Below are 18690 nucleotides of genomic sequence, written 5' to 3' on the forward strand. Positions count from 1 at the left end.
ATATTTTCAAAAGCAATATATACACCTCCATCAGCTATCTCTATTTACATTGGTTTTCTATAAATTATAGGTGGATATAGAACCTGTTTCTGCTTGTCTTCAATACTGTCGTAATACTGGTCAAAATCCTGATAGACTGGACTTAGATCTTTTTGTATTTGGGCAAAGCCAATGGCAGAGCGGGGTAGACGGATGTGGGGATACCATTCTTCTGCCGTCTTTGTCAGCAAATTCTCCCCTCGGCTATAAGACTCTGCCTGTAGGGCTAACCAATTGGGGGATTTGTAATAAAGCTGTTGAGCAATGTAGCGAGGCAAATCCCTATCTAACGGGCAAGTAAGATGCGATAAAGCTTGCTTGGCAAATGGCAGACGCAAGATTTCCAATAAATTTCCCTCGCCAAATGGAAAAACCTTTGTCAGACAGTGGACCTTACCTCGTAAGTCTTCATGAATAAGGTAACGAAGACGCAATTCTTTTTTCTCATCATCCAATTCCCAGAGGTGAAAACCCATGTTCATACTAAAAGAGAGGAATTGCTTGTGTAATTTGCTTAATCTTTCTTTTAACCACAGGCCTTTTCCCAACAACCAGAGAACCTGAAGACCAGCTTCATGATAGGCTTGCGTCCTCACCTGCAAACGAGAAATGGGTAGACTGGAACACTGTACTTCCAAAGCTAGACTATTATTAACAAATAAATCAGCGACCTGCCCTATACTAGGCAGGCATTTTTCAAGTTCAACTTGTTCGTCATTGATTAACCAACTGTACAGACAAGACTTAAGGGACAGGTGCTGGGCCGACTCATTCTCGGAAAAGTATGTGCAATCCCGCAGGGTTACGTGGGCAAAGTGCGAACGCAGAACTTTTCCGGATTTGTATCGGACTAGTCCTCCACAACCTGGACAGCAAAAGCGACCTTGCGGCGCAGGATTTTCCAAGACATTAAAAACTTGTCCATCTTCATCAAGTGCAACTAACATAAAACCTCCTTTCTATATTAGTTCGCAAAAAAACACCCAGCTGTGCTGAGTGTTTGAACTTTCTTACCCAATCTGACTGCCGTTTGGCACTGATGGGTCTACTGTTAAAAGTGTTAAATTGCCATCGTGTTCGGCTGAGAGGATCATGCCCTGGCTGAGCAAGCCCATCATCTTACGTGGCTTGAGGTTGGCAACGATTTGGACTTTCTTGCCGACCAACTCCTGCTCATTTGGATAGTACTTAGCGATACCCGACAGGATTTGGCGGTCCTGATCGTCACCTGCGTCCAGGCGGAATTTGAGCAACTTATCAGAACCCTCTACTTTGGATACTTCTTTGACCTCGGCCACACGGATTTCCACCTTGTCGAAGTCCTCGAACTTGATCGCGGCTTTCTCGTTTTTCAGTTCCACGTCAGCTGGGTTCCACTCTTTTTCTTCCTCTTGGGAAATAGCAGAGCTGCCACCCATTTGGGCTTGGATATAGGCGATTTCCTCTTCCATATCCAGACGTGGGAAGATAGGCGTACCTTTTGCGACTACTGTCAAACCAGCTGGAAGATTTTCTAACTTCAGTTTCTCAAGCGATGATACTTTGTCCATGCCTAACTGCTCCATAATGGCATCTGAAGTGGTCATCATAAATGGCTGAACGAGATGAGCCACTACACGAAGAGCAGCTACCAAGTGGGCCATAACGGCTGCCAACTTGTCACGGTCAGCTTCTTCTTTCGCCAAAATCCATGGCGCAGTTTCATCGATGTATTTGTTGGTTCGAGCAATAAAATTCCAAATTTCTTCTAACGCTTTGGGATAATTTACCCCATTCATATATGCGTGGAACATTCTGACTGTTTCTTTTGAAAAATACTCTAAATCCGCATCAAAATCAGTCACGTCAGCAACAAAGGTTGGTACCTGACCGCCGAAATACTTGTTAATCATCGCAACTGTACGGTTGAGCAAGTTTCCAAGGTCATTAGCCAGTTCATAGTTGATACGGCCAACATAGTCTTCTGGTGTAAAGGTGCCGTCAGAGCCGACTGGCAGACTACGCATGAGGTAGTAACGGAGTGGATCCAGGCCGAAACGCTCGACCAACATTTCTGGGTAGACCACATTGCCCTTAGACTTGGACATCTTGCCGTCTTTCATGACAAACCAGCCATGAGCAACCAAGCGGTCTGGCAACTTCATATCCAACATCATGAGCATGATTGGCCAGTAAATGGAGTGGAAGCGAAGAATGTCCTTTCCAACCATGTGGTAAACTGTTCCATTCCAGAATTTGTCAAAGTTGGCCGTATTTTCCTGACCATAGCCCAAGGCCGTCGCATAGTTGAGCAGGGCATCAATCCAGACATAGACAACGTGTTTTGGATTGGACGGAACAGGTACTCCCCAAGTAAATGATGTACGAGATACTGCCAAATCTTCCAAGCCTGGCTCAATGAAGTTCTTCATGATTTCATTCAGACGACCGCTTGGTTGAATAAATTCTGGATGACGATTAAAATATTCAACCAATTTATCTTGATATTTGCTGAGGCGGAGGAAGTAGGATTCTTCTGATACCCAAGCAACCTCGTGACCGCTCGGAGCGATACCACCTGTTACCTTGCCGTTTTCATCTCGGAAGACCTCTTCTAATTGGCTCTCGGTGAAGAATTCCTCGTCCGATACGGAGTACCAGCCAGAATACTCTCCCAAGTAAATGTCGTCCTGCGCCAGCAATTTTTCAAAAACAGCCGCCACCACTTCCTCGTGGTAATCATCAGTCGTGCGGATGAACTTGTCGTAAGAGATGTCTAGCAAGTTCCAGAGCTCCTTGACGCCAACCGCCATGCCGTCAACGTAGGCTTGTGGTGTTAGACCAGCCTCTTTTGCCTTCTCCTCAATCTTCTGTCCGTGCTCATCAAGCCCTGTTAGATAGTAGACTTCATGCCCCATAAGGCGTTTGTAACGAGCCAATACATCGCAGGCAATGGTCGTGTAGGCTGAACCGATATGAAGTTTTCCAGACGGATAATAAATCGGTGTGGTAATGTAAAACGGTGTTTTTGTCATGCTTTTTTCCTTTCAAATTCAGAGCAAATGAAACCCTGTTATTGACAACATCCTATTTTATCATATTTTCAGCTAAATCACAAAGAGGTTCTAAATACAAGTCTTCCTTCACATGCTATACATATGATACAAGCCGAGTAGAAAGCCAAGGTCTATCTTCTCTATAAAAGAATAGTTTCAGTCTTATCTATTGACGAATAGCGAAAAACCGGAACCAGTTTGGAACTGTTCCCGGTGTTCTTATACGATATGGAGCTGTTCAAATACATTTTCCAAATCAGCTATCATTTCTCGATGAAAATCTAAATAATAGGTTTTCTGGTCAGAATCTGGTAATTTTTCAATATCAGCTAAGATTGCTTGATAACGATGGAGAATTTTCTTACCAGCTTCTTTATCTATCTCATTAATTTTACCAATACCTGCTGCTATTTCATCCAAACTGTCATATTTTGCAAGTACGCCCTCTGTCCACTCACGCTTGTCTTTGTTAAGTGTAACTATCTTTTTTGTCAACCAGTCTTCATAACTTTCCTCTTCTGTCACTAATGACTGGCTCGCAGTAGTCTTAGGCACTTGGGCAATTCTGCTTGAACGAAGGTAATTCCGATAAAACCAGATAGCAAATAGAACGGCCAGAATGATATTGACTGGGAAGAAAAAGCTGAGGGCGAAGAGTACGGTCAGCCACAAAATCAGTTTTACATTCCTAACTTCTTTTTCAGCTCTGCTATTCCTCGCTTCCCAATCATCCAATATAGACTGGGCTTGGGCAGTATAGGTTTCAACCACTTTTGCCAGTCGTAACTTTTTCTCTGGATCATTTTCTAGTTCCATTGCCAGATAGGCTTGGTTGGCACGATCCTTGGTTGCCTCATAGGTCTGGACAGTCGCCAAATATTCCGCATTGCTATTCATCTGATTCAGCAAGCGATCCGTTTGCCCTTTGATAAAAGTCCGATCTCTTGATGTTAATTTACGGTAAGACATTGATTTGCTCCCTAAAAATTAGTTGTTTACTATAATATCCTAATTACTATGGAAGACAGTCATCAGATATACATTTTCTTCCTACCCCCTAACCCTTCTCTCCATCTCCTCCATATCATAGTCAAATAGGAGGTCATGGCAGTCTGTAAAGAGCTCCAAACGTTTGTCATCATCTAAAACAGCAATATCAACTCCCCGATCATCGTAGCAATGATAGATGATATTGTCCTGACTAGATAGGAAGAGAACAGAACTTGATAGATAGTTGAAACCACCGTGATCAGCTCTCACAATCTCCCTCAATAAAGCGTTCAGGTCTTGGTTGGTAACTGGGAAAAGATAGCGCTCAAAGACTAGCACATCTCCCGTCCAGTCCTCCACTTCTATCAACTCAGGCTCAGGAACCTTGTCAAAGTTAAATTTCGATGAAAAATGCCAGAGGTAGGTGTCTATGTCCCTATCTTCCTGTCGAAGGAGCGAAAGGAGCACATAGTCGTATTCTGAACTAGCCTGCTCAAAAAGTTCTACTGCACGTGCATAGGCTCTTTCAAGATAGATTGCTCTTGGTAATTCTTCTGCTTCGTCTGCAGGCCCGATTTCAAATCTAAGAGCAAGAGGCGTGCCATAGAAGAATGGGCCCACTAGTCGATTATCTTTCAATTGGAAGGACTTTAGCCATTGATTCAATTCCATATACTATTCTCCTTATATAGCTTTGTACTATTCTACCATATACTAGGAAATTAGGTCTAGTCTTCTTTGGAAAAATATGGTAGAATAGTGAACTAGTAAAGTATCTAGCAAAAGGAGGTCCTATGAAAACCGAATTTATCAATGAGAAGGCTCAATCAGCTTTCAATCTCAACATCATCACCTCTCCTATTGTAGCTATTATTTTGTTGCTAGTAGGAGATTCAATTGGAGCAGTTATTTTCACTCCAATAAGCTTTCTACTCCCATTTAGCGAGACCCTTTCTGTAAGTTTTGAACTGTTCGCTTTCGCTTTTATCAGCCTGATGGTCATTTCATGGGCACGGTATATTGAAAAAAGCCCATGGGCAGGACTTGGTTTTACTAAAAAAGGTGCGGGAAAAGACTTTCTACTAGGTTGGGGAATCGGAGCTGCAATGCTGACCACTTGTACACTCATCATGTGGGGATTAGGCGCGATTGAATTTACAAGCATCCAGTTCTCTACAAAATTAGTCGGAGAATTTATCATCCTTATCCTTGCCTGGTCTATCCAAGGTACGACAGAAGAAATTCTAACAAGAGGATGGATGTTCTCATCACTTTCAGCTAAACACAATATTCCTATTGGTATCATTGTTTCTTCCCTCTTCTTCACATTTCTCCACCTCGGAAACAATGCTATTTCACTCATTCCAATTTTGGATTTAACCCTATTTGCTATTCTTGCCTGCCTCATTATGCTCAAAACAGGCAACATTTGGGTAATTGGGGGCTTACACGCTGCGTGGAACTGTTTCCAAGGGAATGTTTTTGCTTTCCCAGTCAGCGGCACCGATGCTGGTCAGGCCTTTGTTCAAATCGGTATCACTGGTCCTGAGTGGCTATCTGGTGGAAAGTTTGGTGTAGAAGGCTCCGTCATCAGCTTGCTTGTCCAAGGAATAATGATTTCCTGGTTGGTTTACGACCTCTATTTCAAGCCCAAAACAAGCTCCCTATAATCATCATAAAAGACTGTTAGCTACTCTACAGCTGACAGTCTTTGTTTTTTTAATTTTTCGTAGAAAATAGTCCTAGATAAATGATAGTAAGGAGTTACAAAAAAAGATAACAAATGAAGGGTCAATAATTCCCCAATAAACCAACCTAAAAAGGATAAATCTAACCAAATACGTTGCCAATAGTTCCCTTTCATCAAGAAGCGACTTTCCCTAAATACATCCAAGGGACCAGTATAACTAGCATTATCCAAATGGTCATACAAGACAAAAACAACCTGTGAGTAGGTATAGTAGACAAAAAGATAAATAATCATTCCTAGCAGGAAAATCGGAGCCCCTATCTTCATTAATTGACTAGGCTGATGAACTGCCAGCTCTGCCATTGCCCCCGGAGATAAGATCATCAAACTACTCATTGTGAAACCTTTAATAAATAAAGCAGCCCCTAGATTAGCTGGAAGGCCAGCCATAAAAAGAAGCAAATAATAATAAAGAAAAGTGGTACAGATAGGCTTCTTCCATTCTGTCTTTAGAAATGAAAAACTATCTTTTAAAGAAAACTCCTGTCTATCCCCTCTTAACAATTCCAATAAATGAAAACAGGACAGACCGATGAACAGCTGTAACAGCAGAGCGAAGCCGAACTCACCTAAATAGGTCAAACTGATTGAAGACACCAATCGCCCCTCCACAAAAGCACTGTTTTGACGGAGCTCTAGAAATGTCAGTAGACGAAAAATTGTTACTGGTATAGCATAAACAATAGATAGCAAAATGGAGGGCAAAAATAGTAGTGTTGTACCTCTTGTCCGCTCGCGAGTCATCATCGCTCTTGATACTATATCATTCGTCCTCATCACAATTCCCCTCCAATTTTCTCTCCTTATTTATAAAGTCACGTCGCAAATATTCTATCTACATCGGACTACTTTACCATCCTACTATTAGTATAAAACTTTATCCATTAATTTTCCAGAACATCTCTTAAAAACAGGAAAATCCCTCCAAAATACGAAGGGATTCCTAATAATTTGTTACCACCATACTCCCTAGGCTACTGTGGAAGAGATAGCTGATTTATAAGTTGAAAACACCAATGGATTCTTGGACTTCAAATCTTCATAAAATATAGTCTGACAAGTCCAATAGTATGGATATACGTAAAGTCCCAAAAACCCAAACGTCAAAAGAACCCCAATAAACCAGCCAACAAAAGATAAATCCAAGAGGAAACGGCGCCATTTATTCCCCTTCATCAACTGCCAGCTCTGACTGAAGAGTTTAAATGGTGAAGAATAGGTATTGTTTTCCAAATAATCATAGAGAAGAAAAGAGACCTGACTGAGCCCATATCCTACAAATAAACTACAAATAATCCCTACACATACCAGTATAAATCCTGTTTGAAAATAAGACGAACTGAAAAAAGCTGAAAAATCAGGCTGATAATCAATAGGAGCACCAAAGATGACAATGGTACTATAGAAAGCTAGGTTTATCAATATCATTCCAATAACAGCAGGGAAACTTGCTAAATACAAGACCAGCATTTTCAATAATGTCGTACTAAAAACTGGTAAAAAATTCTTCCCATCTAGTAAAGTGAAACACTCCGTGAAGCTAACCTTGGTTCTTTGCTTTCTCACCAGTCTTATTAGTTGAAAACAAGCTGTCACAATTAAACATTGTGCAATAAAATCAAATATGATTGACGGACCAACAGAAATAAAATGATGAGTCCAAGTAACACCATCTTTCACAATAGTTGTTCCCCAGGAGAAAGTACTAGTTTGCCCCCAGATTTGTTTCAAGCCAAATTCCGCCACTCCTGACAGAAAAGAAATCAAAACAGGTGCCAAAAACAAGGTTATCATCCCATCTGTTTGTTCACGAATAACCGTTGCTTTAGCTCGAATGTCGCTATTAGACATTGCGTTTCTCCTTTCATATATCTGCACCGTTATATATATTATACTATTTTATTTTTAAGTTTTCCATTATTTCTATAAAAAAATTGTACAAAAAATCCCTTCAAATAAAGAAGGGAAATCTATTATTTGGCTTCCGAATGACGATAGCCATAACAGAAGTAAATCAAAATTCCAATGACCAAGGATACTACGAATGCTAACCAAGTATCTAAACTATATTGGAACATAAATGAAAGACAAATGATAATCGAGAGGATAGGCAACAAGGGAACAAGAGGTGTTTTAAATTGTCCATCTTTTGGCAAACCTTCGACTTGACGCAGACGAATAATGCCCAGCGCCAGCATGATCAAATAAGCTAAGGTACAGATATTGAGGAAGGAAGCAATACTTGCTAGTGGGAAAATACCTGCACAAATGGCTGCAAAAATCCCCACAAGAATGGTCGCATTTTTAGGAACCTTGCTTGTTTGTGTCAATCGGCTCAATGATTTCGGTAGCAAACCATCACGACTGATGGAATAGACCATTCTCGACAAGGCGTAGGTCATCGAAATACATACTGTAATCAATGTTAGGATTGCTACAATAGAAATATAACTCGCTGCCCAATCCAATCCAACTTCTCGAAGTGCAAAGGCAACCGCATCTGCTACATTCAACTTAGTATAGTGAACCATACCAGTCAAGACTAATGTCACTACAATATAAAGAATTGTTACAATAGATAGAGACAATACGATTCCTTTTGGTACATTCTTCTCAGGTTTTTTCACCTCATCAATCGCTAATGAAATAGACTCAAATCCCAGGAAGGCAAAGAACATGAGAGACGCTCCCGCCATAATTCCCGCCTGTCCACCATAAATGGCACCAAAACCAAAAGGAGAGAAGTTCGACCAGTTTTCTGGTTTGATAAAGAATAACCCTACTAAAATAAATAATGCCAACGCTGAAAATTTCAAAACTACCAAGGCTGAATTGAAACGAAGAGCTGCCTTAGAATTAAGCAAGACCACACCTACCACGAAAATTAAGACGATAACTGGTAAGAGGTCTACATAGGTACCAGCAGCGGGGTTAAAAGTTCCATTCAGAGCTGTCGGCATAGCGATACCAAAATTAGCCAGGAGTCCTTTCAAATAAGCTCCCCAACCAGATGCAACGCTCGATACAGCAGTCAAGAATTCCATGATCGTCAGCCAGCCAGCAATCCAGGCAGGAAATTCACCAAAAACCGAATAGAGATAACCATAGGCACCACCGTTAGTCGGTATACGAGAGGCAAATTCTGCGTAAAACAAAGCTGTTAGTCCGACTGAAATTGCTGCAATAACAATTGAGATGATCAGAGCTGGACCTGCATACTGGGCTGCTGCCAAACCAGTTACCGTAAAGATACCTGTTCCAACCATCGAACCGATACCTAAAAATATCAAATCAACCAAGCCTAAATGCCGGCGCATTTGACTATTGCGACCGACTGCTTGTTTTTTTCTAAATAAACTCACAAAATACTCCTTCAGAATAAGAATAGGGATACTCGACAGAACAAGCTACCGATTCCTGTCAGAGAACCACAACGCCCCATTATACCATAAGTTGAAATATTTCGCATGGGTGATGACAAGCAAAAGAGCAAGGCTTGTCTACCTCACTCTTTCTTATGATTATTCTGGATTAACCTTAAAGTTTTTAAGATAATTTTTCTTATCTAACTGACCGCTAAAGTGATCTCCTACTTTGATAAACGGTAAACGATCTGTACTATCTTCCGTTGCTTTGACTTTATAAATCTTGCCCTCAGACTCAATATAGTAGATTGTCGCACCACCAATTATCTGACTCGCTAAAGCTTCTACTTTTCCACTGATAACCTCAGTCTGTTCACCAACTTCTCCATTTTCAGTCACCGTCAATCCTGAAAGGCTAGAAGCATCCGTTCCTGTGACTTGAGAAATTAAGAGCGCAATATCGTTGTTAACAGTAACCTGTTGATAATCTTCAGCATCAACAAGAGCGTATGATTTAACCAAGCCAGCATCATCTTTCAAGGATACTAAATAGTAGGCTGTATCTGCCAACTTAACTAGGCTTGGAGCAGTGGCTTTATAGCCTTTTTCCTGCACTTCACCTTCTGCGGACTCTTGCGCTGCTGTTTCAGTCGCCGAAGCCAATTTGTAGTTGGTAATTTCACGAGTTCTCATATTAACAAGAATAAATCCAAGGTTGGATGAATCAGCAGTTGCTGAGGTGATACCAGTGTAGAGATAAATATCTGAGCCGATAGAAATATAATTATAGCTGTCTGTTGTATTTTTCACACCAGTTTGACTGAAAATGGTATTCCAGAAACCATTTTGATAAGTATAGTGGTCATCTACACGGCTGATAACATTGTTTGCCGAATAAACACGGTCTACCCACTCTGGAATATCTTCCAGACTATACTTCTTACTTTCCCCTGTTACTGCATCCAATACAATAGCACCAATCGGATCATTTGATGAAAGTCCAAATTTTGGCTCGTAAATCGTTGCAATATAATACGGATTTCCTTGGTCATCCACTTCGAAGGATGGTTTCCCAAAAATAGTTGTCGGGTATTGCAGGCGAAGATGACGTAAGGTATCATTCAGCAAAAATTCGGAATCTGAATAGTGCATGGCTTTGCTCAACTTGGCAAGTTCTGCCTTCCCTGTTGTCTGATTAACCTTCACGTAGTAACCAATCCCATCTTGATGGTTGCTCAGCCATTTCCAAAAATTCTTATATTCCAAAGGCGATACACGGAATGGTTGCTGACCGATAGTAATCTGGCGATAATCATCCGAAATGCCAAACTGGGAGACCTTGTCAATGGTACCTAGATAAGTATCACCGATTTTTTCGGCTGAGGCACGATCTAAAAGGGCCAATTTGGATATGTCTGTTTCAGGAAAATCTGCTTTAAAATCCGCATCCTTGACGCTTATGACAGCAGCGTAATCCTTAGCACGAAATACACGTGAGTTGATAAGCCCCAGCCCCAACAAAGCCAGGACAACCAATACCCAAATTCGTCCCAACCATTTTAAGTAAGCTGGCAGTTGCGAGGTTTTAATCTGATAGGTATCTACTTGTCTCTGGCGACCAGAAATCTTGGTCACCTTTTGAAAAGCACCCTTGGAGCTGAACATGGAAAGTATGAGCCAAACCAGTCCAACAGATTGAAGGAAAAATATCCAGAAGTCCACACTCAAAATATTTAAAGCAGGCAACTGGTACCAGTAGTAGATTAGCATTTCCAAAACTAGGGCTAACCAGGCAAAAACAAATAATTTTCTTTTCATAATAACCTCCTTGACACAGATTTATTAGTTCTATTGTATCACAATTTTAATGTTATAATACAAGAATTATAAAAATTTTTTCAAGTTTCCATATTCGCCTGCAACTTTTATTTTTGGTATAATGTAAAACAGTAACAGACTAGAAAAGGAAAATTATGAAACTCATTTCTTGGAACATTGATTCTCTTAACGCTGCATTGACTGCAGAATCTCCTCGCGCCCTATTATCACGCGCAGTCATCGATACACTTGTGACAGAAGACGCTGATATTATCGCCATTCAGGAAACAAAATTGTCAGATAAGGGACCGACTAAAAAGCATCTAGAAATTTTGGAAAGCTACTTCCCTGGATATGCCAATACCTGGCGTTCATCTGTAGAACCAGCTCGCAAAGGCTATGCTGGTACGCTCTTCCTCTACAAAAACCATCTAACTCCAACCATTACCTTCCCTGAGATTGGTGCTCCAACAACCATGGATTCTGAAGGGCGTATCATCACGCTAGAATTTGACAACTTCTATGTCACACAAGTTTATACGCCAAATGCTGGTGATGGCTTGAAACGACTTGCTGACCGTCAAATCTGGGATGTACAGTATGCTGACTACTTAGCAAAACTTGATAGCCACAAACCTGTTCTTGCAACAGGTGACTACAACGTTGCTCACAAGGAAATTGACCTTGCTAATCCCGCAAGTAACCGTCAATCTCCAGGATTTACAGATGAAGAACGTCAAGGTTTTACAAATCTTCTCGCAAAAGGTTTTACAGATACCTTCCGCCACTTGCACGGTGATGTTCTCAACGCCTATACTTGGTGGGCACAACGTAGCCGCACCAGTAAAATCAACAACACAGGCTGGAGAATTGATTACTGGCTTGTCAGCGACCGCATCGCCGACAAAGTAAGTAAGTCAGATATGATTGACTCCGGTGCTCGTCAGGACCATACACCAATTGTAATGGAGATTTCATTCTAATAGTGGATATTAATACTCAATGAAAATCAAAATCAGACTAGCTCCAAAGGTTTGGGGAACCTTTGGAGGTTGGAGATAGAGCGAACGTAGTTCGTTTCTACTTACGCAGATAGAACCCTGTTACTATTTTGTTTCAAGGTAACAGGCTGAAAGGTTCCACTGGAGCCTTTCACTCATCAAATCAAGTCAACAACGTCTGATTTTGATTTTCGAAGAGTATAACATGATTTCAATTATCAGATAACAGATATTAAAGGCTTAAAACCCGTAGGTCTATTGCAAGGGTTTTGAGCCTTTATTTCTTATCACTCTACCTTGTTTTAATTTGCTTGATTTGAAAGCGATGTCATTTTATGGTAAAATAAATATATAGATATACATTAAAAGGAGGGATTATGGACCATAAAATTATCGAACGCAAATCTCTAACTGTTTCCTCTGTTGTGAACGGTTTATCTGGACTAGCAGGCATTGCCGTTTATATCATGACTGACCTAAATGCCCTCCTCCTAGACGGAGTCTTTTCTCTAATAGCATTTATTTCGTCCTTAGTTGCAGTTTACATATCGAAAAATAGCCATCGGAAAACCGAGACATTTCCTCAAGGACTGTATTTTCTAGAACCTCTCTACGCTATCATGAAATCTCTCGCAACTCTACTACTCCTTGTATTTGCTGTACTTGAAACTAGCGCGACAGCCTTTGCTTACTTTGTTCATGGAATCGGTCATCAAATGACTACAGGTCCCGTTCTACCTTATACCATAACCATGTTTTTTGTCTGCATGGGGCTTTACCTATACAACCGCCATATGAGTGCCAAAGTCAATCATCTATCTACTATCATATTAGCAGAAGCAAAAGGCAACCTTATAGACGGACTCATTTCAGGTGCAATTGGAATTGCAATTCTTCTGCTCTATCTTGTTCCTATCAACTCTTGGTTAGGCTTCCTGCATTATACTGGTGACTTCTTTTTGACACTAGCACTAGCAATCATTTCATTTAAGGAACCTTGGAACTTATTAGTGGCATCTTTCAAGGAACTCGCCAACGGAACGATCCATTTCCCTGAGATACATGATTCTATCTATCAGCTATTGGAGCCTTACTTAAAGGAAGATAGCAATGATGTCGAAATCCATATTTTCAAACAAGGCATGAAGATTCGCGTTAAAATCAATCTCCACAATGTCCATCACGAAATTATCCAAAAACTCTTAGAAGATAAGCCTCAGATGCTCTATCTTTTGAAAAAACATCATGAATATATTTCAATAGAATATGCGCTATAATAAACAAAATCTCGGCTTATAAACCGAGATTTTCGTATTTTGTTCGATAGCCAATCTGTAAGATTTTACCATCCTGAATCAGTAGGGGACGCTTAATCAGCATACCATCATTAGCTAGAAGATTAAGCGCCTGCTCCAAGCTAAGACTATCAAACTTATCTTTCAAGCCTAATTCACGATAGCTATTACCAGAAGTATTAAAATACTTTTTCAATTCTAGTCCTGTCGCCTCCATCCAAGCTTTTAGCTCTTCAGCACTAGGCGGTGTTGACTTAATATCAATAGCTTCAAATTCCAATCCCAAACTCTTCAACTCCGCTTTTGCTGCTCGGCAAGTCGAACATTTTGGATACTCATAAAATAAAATCATCTTTCACCTCAAATTCTGGATTCTCATGTCGCAAGAGCCAGATTTTCTTATCCAGTCCACCTGCATAACCTGTCAACTGTCCTTTCTGATTGAGAACTCGGTGACAAGGAACAATAATAGAATAAGGATTACGCCCAACTGCACCTCCTACTGCCTGACCAGAACGAAGGCCCAGTTGCTGAGCCAATTGTCCATAGGTAGTCGTCTGACCAATCGGAATCTTCTTCAATAATTGCCAGACACGCTCTTGGAAATTTGTTCCCACAGCTTCTAATGGAAGGGTTGAAAAGTCCACCTGATCCCCTGAAAAATACTTGTCAAGCAATCGAGCTGTCTGGTCTAAAATGGGATGGGAGGCTAAAATAGCTTTCTCGTTCAAGCCTCGTTCAAAATATTTTTGTCCCTCAAACCAGGCCCCTCTTAATCCCTTATCACTAGCCATTAATGACATGGGCCCAAGTGGACTATGATAGACTTGTTTATACAGCATGATTAGTTTTTATTCTGAATGACACGCACTTTGACAATTGCATCCGTTGCTTCAAATTTGGCAACCAACTGGTCGATTTTTGTCTTGTCAGCTTCATCCAAATCAAGTAAAGTATAGGCATAGTCACCTTTAGACTTATTGATGATATTATCGATATTGATTCCCAACTCAGATACAGCCGTTGTAATCGTCGCTACCATATTAGGAATATTCTTATTAATCAAGGTAATACGATACGGTGCATCTAGGAATTGTTTCACATTTGGGAAGTTAACTGAGTTGATAATTTCACCCGTCTCCATAAAACGACGAATGGTCTGACCAGCAGCAATGGCACAGTTGAGCTCTGCTTCCTCTGTTGACCCACCAACGTGCGGGAAGACGATAATGTTGTCCTTGTTGAGCACTTCTTCTGTCCCAAAATCCGTGATATAGTTCTTGATAACTCCTGCCTCAATTGCTTCAAACAAATCAGCATTATTAACCAATTCACCGCGGGCAAAGTTGATCAAGGTTGTTCCTTTTCTCATTTGACCAAAGCTATCCGCATTGAAGAGTCCTCGTGTCTTATCTGTCAAAGGAACATGAACAGTAATGTAATCCGCATTGGTAAAGATTTCTTTCAAGTCATCCACACGTTTGACATGGCTTGAAATGGTCCATGCAGTTTCTACTGATACATAAGGGTCGTAACCGAGAACATTCATTCCCAAACGGCGGGCATCGTTGGCAATACGCGCACCAATAGCACCAAGTCCGATAACACCAAGAGTCTTACCTGAAATTTCTGTCCCAGCAAACTGCTTCTTACCTGCTTCAACCTGCTTAGGTACATCATCTCCTGACAATGTATTTGCCCACGCCGTCGCTCCGATATAGTCACGTGCTGACAAAAGGATGGAAGCAATGACTGCCTCTTTTACGGCATTGGCATTGGCACCTGGAGTGTTAAAGACCACAATACCTTTCTCTGTTGCCTCTTCGATTGGAATATTGTTAGTCCCTGCACCCGCACGGGCAATAGCTTTTAGATTTTTAGGAAAATCAAATCCATGCAAATTTTCAGATCGAATAATAAAGGCATCTGGATTTGCTGCATGATCTCCGTCAATCTGGAATTTATTACCTAATTCCTTAAGACCAATTTGATTGATATTGTTAAAAGTACGTACGCTAAATACCATTTATTTTTACCTAAAAAGGCGGAATAGCTACCGCCTTTTCTTTCTTTATTTCATTAATTATTTCCGAGTAACCAACGGTCGTCTTCACTGATTTCCTGGTAAAGACTCCGCTCGCTCTTGTGCTTGATTTTTTGATAGGCTAGACGTTCTCCATCTATTGGGACTTTACCACAATAGACATAGCCTAATTTTTTTAGAATGTGCTGCATTGTCTTATTCTGCTCGTGGGTATCACAGCGGAAATCCGGTCCTTTTTGACCTTCAATTAAACCTTGCAAAAAAGTTTGTATGATTCCTTGACCACGAAATTCGTCAGCTGCTGCAATTCTATGAAATGTTGTATATACAGGATGATTGTGCTGCCATTTTCCTTCATATATGGCTTCATATTCTGCTTCTTGACCACGATGAACGGCGGCATAAGCTGCCACCTTACCGTCCACTAGACCAACATAACCTTGGCCAGAAAGAATATCATCAAAGATATTCTCTTTATTTGGATACTCTCCCTGCCATTGATTAATACCAGAGGTTGCTAGAAACGTACGAGCATCTTCAAGAATATTGACAATAGCCTCCATCTCATTTGGATGTGCTAATCTAATTTCCATTAGGCATTCTCCGCTGCAAATTTTTTCATGAATTCAATCAATTCAACCACACCTTGACGTGGGAAAGCATTATAGAGCGACGCCCGCATCCCACCAACAGAGCGGTGACCTTTGATGTTTTTAAAACCTGCCGCTGTTGCTTCTTTGACAAACTTGGCATCCAATTCCTCACTTGGTGAAACAAAAGGAATGTTGGCTACTGAACGCTCTTCTTTTTTGCGAACAGGATTTGTATAGAAATTAGACTGGTCGATGTAGTCATAAAGCAAACCAGATTTTTCACGGTTGATTTTCTCCATCTCATCGACACCACCAATTTCTTTTACCCATTCAAAGACGAGTTTAGAAATATAGATAGAGTAAGCTGGCGGCGTATTATAAAGAGAGTCATTTTCTGCTTGAATACGGTAGTCCAACATGCTTGAAAGCATTGGTTGATCATTGAGGAAGTCCTCACGAACAATCACCACTGTCACACCAGCAGGTCCAATGTTCTTCTGTGCACCAGCATAAATCATGGCAAAATCTTCAACATTATAGCGAGCTGCTAAGATGTTTGAAGACATATCAGCAATGACTGGCACACCATTGGTGTCAGGAATATCATAAACTGCTGTGCCTTCAATGGTGTTATTTGTTGTCAAATGCACGTAAGCAGCAGTTGGATCAATATCATTTTTATCGAAGGTTGGCAATTCTGCATAGGTAATATCTTCAGTTGATCCAAGCAAAATTGGTTCAAAGGCAATTGTTTTAGACAGCTTCACAGCCTCAGTATAGGCTTTTTTACCCCATGAGCCACCTACAAGATAGTAGGCTTTCTTGCCTTGAGCGAAATTGAGGGGAATCATTGTGAATTCCAAAGAAGCTCCACCTTGCAAGAAAATAACCTTGTAATTATCTGGAATGGCCATCAATTCACGAAGCGTTGCTTCAGCACCTTTTATAATATCATCGAAGTCCTTGGAGCGATGCGACATCTCCAAAACGCTCATTCCCGAACCATTGTAGTCCAAGAATTCAGCTTGGGCGCGTTCAAGTACTGGTTTTGGCAATACTGCAGGACCTGCAGAGAAGTTGTAGATTGTCATAAAATCCCTCCATTAAGTTAGTCTGTTCATTATATCACAAATATTCAGACAATTCCATAAAATATGATTATTTTGTAAAAATATTCGGATTTCTTATATTTATTCTACTTTCTAAAGCTCCTCTTACTTTTAGCCATAAACGAAGGCGCTTGCCTCACAGGGATTTATCAGTTTTCAATGAAAATTTTATGACCAGATTTGACTGTTTGGGGAGTATCGCCAATTGTTATCTGCCTATTAATTACTCAATAAAAATCAAAAGTAGCTTAGCGGGGATATAGTTGAAGGCTGGAAGTATAGAGAACTGTGTTCGCTTCATTAAGCCGACGATAGAACTCTGTTACTTTCTCATTTCAAGGTAACAGGCTAAAAAGATCCACTGGAGCTTTTCACACATCAAGGCTCTTGACAACGGATGATTTTGATTTTCGAAGAGTATAAGTTTGCATAAACATACAAAAAACTAGGCCTTAACCTAGTCCATGATATATATCGTATACTTCTTGTTTTTTGAGTTGGTAGCGTTTGGCCACTTCTTTGATAGCCTGATTAGGTTTTATGCCGCTTGCAATTTCCCTTTCTACCTCAGCCTTCAAGTCCACTTCGTCAGCAGAAGGATAGACTTCCTCATCAGCACCCTCGACAATAATCAAGCATTCTCCCTTAAGTGGATTTTCTTCCAAATACTCTAGTAATTCGGAAATGCTTCCTCTCTGGTATTCTTCGTATAACTTGGTCAATTCTCGAACAACCGTTACCTGACGATCACCATAAACTGTCAACATATTTTCTAAGGTATCTGCCACACGATATGGAGATTCATAGAAAATTTGCGTCTCAGGATAGGTCTTTTTTTCTTGGAAAAATTCTTTTTGCTGCCCCGCTTTTCTCGGTAAAAATCCATAAAAAATATGTGGCTGGGGTGCCAAACCAGATGCAATCAAGGCTGTAATTCCTGCCGATGCTCCTGGAAGTGCTACAACAGGAATATCTTCCGCAATCGCTGCCCGTACCAGGTCATGACCAGGATCCGAAATGGAAGGCAGGCCTGCATCAGAAACTTGCGCAATGGACTGACCAGATTTGAGCCAATCAATCAAAACTGGAATTTTTTCATGGGCATTGTGTTCATGAAAGGATATTTGCTTGGTTTCTACTTCAAAATGTTTGAGTAGGAGGCCTGTATTTCTCGTATCTTCCGCTGCAATTATATCCACCTCTTTCAAGGTCTGAACAGCTCGGAATGTCATATCCTGTAAGTTTCCAATAGGCGTTGGCACCAGATATAAAGTCCCAAAACTCGTCTGTCCCTTAAATGATTTTTGTACTTTCATCCTAATCTCGATTCAATAATTCTACACAGAACATACAAGGTTCATCATTATCCCTACGTTGACCATAAGAGAAGGTACAAATATGGAAACCATCTTCGTAAATATTCTCCAAATTCTCCTTACCAAAGTTGGAAGATTTATGGCCTGTCTTATCTTCTTTTTCCAAACGTTCGCGCAACTTGGAATTTTCCAAACGGAGGGTCGTATTTTCATCAATAACTCCCTGTAAATGCTTTTTGATAGCATCCACTTCTGCCAACGTGGTTAGAAGATTCTGCGAAAAATCATCTAGGGCATCAAAAATTTCTTTTTTATCCATTATCTCCCTTTCTTTT

General features: G+C 40.7%; 18 protein-coding genes. 3 read left to right on the forward strand and 15 right to left on the reverse strand.

What is annotated here, in order from left to right; genetic code table 11:
• Positions 1-44: 44 nt before the first annotated feature.
• From K5Q34_RS02785 to K5Q34_RS02800, 4 genes are all read right to left on the reverse strand, one after another.
• The gene (locus K5Q34_RS02785) at positions 45-986 is read right to left on the reverse strand and encodes a competence protein CoiA (RefSeq protein ID WP_221864475.1); all 942 of its coding nucleotides are present in this window, start codon (positions 984-986) and stop codon (positions 45-47) included.
• Between the two features lie 63 nt (positions 987-1049).
• A complete protein-coding gene (gene metG, locus K5Q34_RS02790; protein ID WP_221864476.1) occupies positions 1050-3053 on the reverse strand; it encodes a methionine--tRNA ligase in 2004 nt (667 codons plus the stop codon).
• Between the two features lie 240 nt (positions 3054-3293).
• Entirely contained in the window at positions 3294-4043 is a 750-nt protein-coding gene (locus tag K5Q34_RS02795; RefSeq protein WP_221864477.1) for a hypothetical protein, read from the reverse strand.
• 81 nt (positions 4044-4124) lie between these two features.
• The gene (locus K5Q34_RS02800; protein WP_105120436.1) at positions 4125-4736 is read right to left on the reverse strand and encodes a DUF3885 domain-containing protein; all 612 of its coding nucleotides are present in this window, start codon (positions 4734-4736) and stop codon (positions 4125-4127) included.
• 122 nt (positions 4737-4858) lie between these two features.
• On the opposite strand from K5Q34_RS02800, the gene K5Q34_RS02805 reads away from it, so the two are divergent.
• Positions 4859-5734, forward strand: coding sequence for a CPBP family intramembrane glutamic endopeptidase (locus K5Q34_RS02805; protein WP_221864478.1), 876 nt, complete (start codon positions 4859-4861; stop codon positions 5732-5734).
• Between the two features lie 20 nt (positions 5735-5754).
• Here the strand turns inward: K5Q34_RS02805 and K5Q34_RS02810 are convergent, their stop codons facing one another.
• From K5Q34_RS02810 to K5Q34_RS02825, 4 genes are all read right to left on the reverse strand, one after another.
• A complete protein-coding gene (locus tag K5Q34_RS02810) occupies positions 5755-6591 on the reverse strand; it encodes a DUF975 family protein (protein WP_221864479.1) in 837 nt (278 codons plus the stop codon).
• Between the two features lie 192 nt (positions 6592-6783).
• Positions 6784-7665, reverse strand: a complete 882-nt coding sequence (locus K5Q34_RS02815) for a DUF975 family protein (RefSeq protein WP_114866660.1) — start codon at positions 7663-7665, stop codon at positions 6784-6786.
• 122 nt (positions 7666-7787) lie between these two features.
• Positions 7788-9176, reverse strand: a complete 1389-nt coding sequence (locus tag K5Q34_RS02820) for an amino acid permease (RefSeq protein ID WP_221864480.1) — start codon at positions 9174-9176, stop codon at positions 7788-7790.
• Positions 9177-9335: 159 nt separating this feature from the next.
• On the reverse strand, positions 9336-10997 hold the full coding sequence (locus K5Q34_RS02825; RefSeq protein ID WP_024408702.1) for a hypothetical protein: 1662 nt from the start codon (positions 10995-10997) through the stop codon (positions 9336-9338).
• 155 nt (positions 10998-11152) lie between these two features.
• Between K5Q34_RS02825 and K5Q34_RS02830 the strand changes: the two genes are divergently transcribed.
• Complete coding sequence (locus tag K5Q34_RS02830) at positions 11153-11980, forward strand: exodeoxyribonuclease III (protein ID WP_221864481.1); 828 nt, start codon at positions 11153-11155, stop codon at positions 11978-11980.
• Positions 11981-12375: 395 nt separating this feature from the next.
• Positions 12376-13275, forward strand: a complete 900-nt coding sequence (locus tag K5Q34_RS02835; RefSeq protein ID WP_024407083.1) for a cation transporter — start codon at positions 12376-12378, stop codon at positions 13273-13275.
• A 16-nt stretch (positions 13276-13291) separates the two neighbouring features.
• On the opposite strand, the gene K5Q34_RS02840 is transcribed toward K5Q34_RS02835, so the two are convergent.
• The 7 genes from K5Q34_RS02840 to yabA all read right to left on the reverse strand — a co-directional run bounded on the left by K5Q34_RS02840 (position 13292) and on the right by yabA (position 18674).
• Complete coding sequence (locus tag K5Q34_RS02840) at positions 13292-13645, reverse strand: arsenate reductase family protein (RefSeq protein ID WP_002935368.1); 354 nt, start codon at positions 13643-13645, stop codon at positions 13292-13294.
• The gene (locus K5Q34_RS02845; protein WP_221864482.1) at positions 13629-14135 is read right to left on the reverse strand and encodes a methylated-DNA--[protein]-cysteine S-methyltransferase; all 507 of its coding nucleotides are present in this window, start codon (positions 14133-14135) and stop codon (positions 13629-13631) included. The genes K5Q34_RS02840 and K5Q34_RS02845 overlap by 17 nt, the downstream gene beginning before the upstream one ends.
• 2 nt (positions 14136-14137) lie before the next feature.
• Positions 14138-15319 carry a phosphoglycerate dehydrogenase gene (locus K5Q34_RS02850; protein ID WP_024384869.1) on the reverse strand — a complete coding sequence of 394 codons (1182 nt, stop codon included), beginning with the start codon at positions 15317-15319 and terminating at the stop codon, positions 14138-14140.
• A 53-nt stretch (positions 15320-15372) separates the two neighbouring features.
• Positions 15373-15930 carry a GNAT family N-acetyltransferase gene (locus K5Q34_RS02855; protein ID WP_105095471.1) on the reverse strand — a complete coding sequence of 186 codons (558 nt, stop codon included), beginning with the start codon at positions 15928-15930 and terminating at the stop codon, positions 15373-15375.
• Positions 15930-17021, reverse strand: a complete 1092-nt coding sequence (serC, locus tag K5Q34_RS02860) for a 3-phosphoserine/phosphohydroxythreonine transaminase (protein ID WP_015646952.1) — start codon at positions 17019-17021, stop codon at positions 15930-15932. The genes K5Q34_RS02855 and serC overlap by 1 nt, the downstream gene beginning before the upstream one ends.
• A 470-nt stretch (positions 17022-17491) precedes the next feature.
• Positions 17492-18355, reverse strand: coding sequence for a 16S rRNA (cytidine(1402)-2'-O)-methyltransferase (gene rsmI / locus K5Q34_RS02865; RefSeq protein WP_221864483.1), 864 nt, complete (start codon positions 18353-18355; stop codon positions 17492-17494).
• Position 18356: 1 nt separating this feature from the next.
• Complete coding sequence (gene yabA, locus K5Q34_RS02870) at positions 18357-18674, reverse strand: DNA replication initiation control protein YabA (RefSeq protein ID WP_002935361.1); 318 nt, start codon at positions 18672-18674, stop codon at positions 18357-18359.
• Positions 18675-18690 lie beyond the last annotated feature (16 nt).

Source organism: Streptococcus sp. 2018110, from assembly GCF_019754115.1.
GTDB classification, from domain to species: domain Bacteria; phylum Bacillota; class Bacilli; order Lactobacillales; family Streptococcaceae; genus Streptococcus; species Streptococcus hashimotonensis.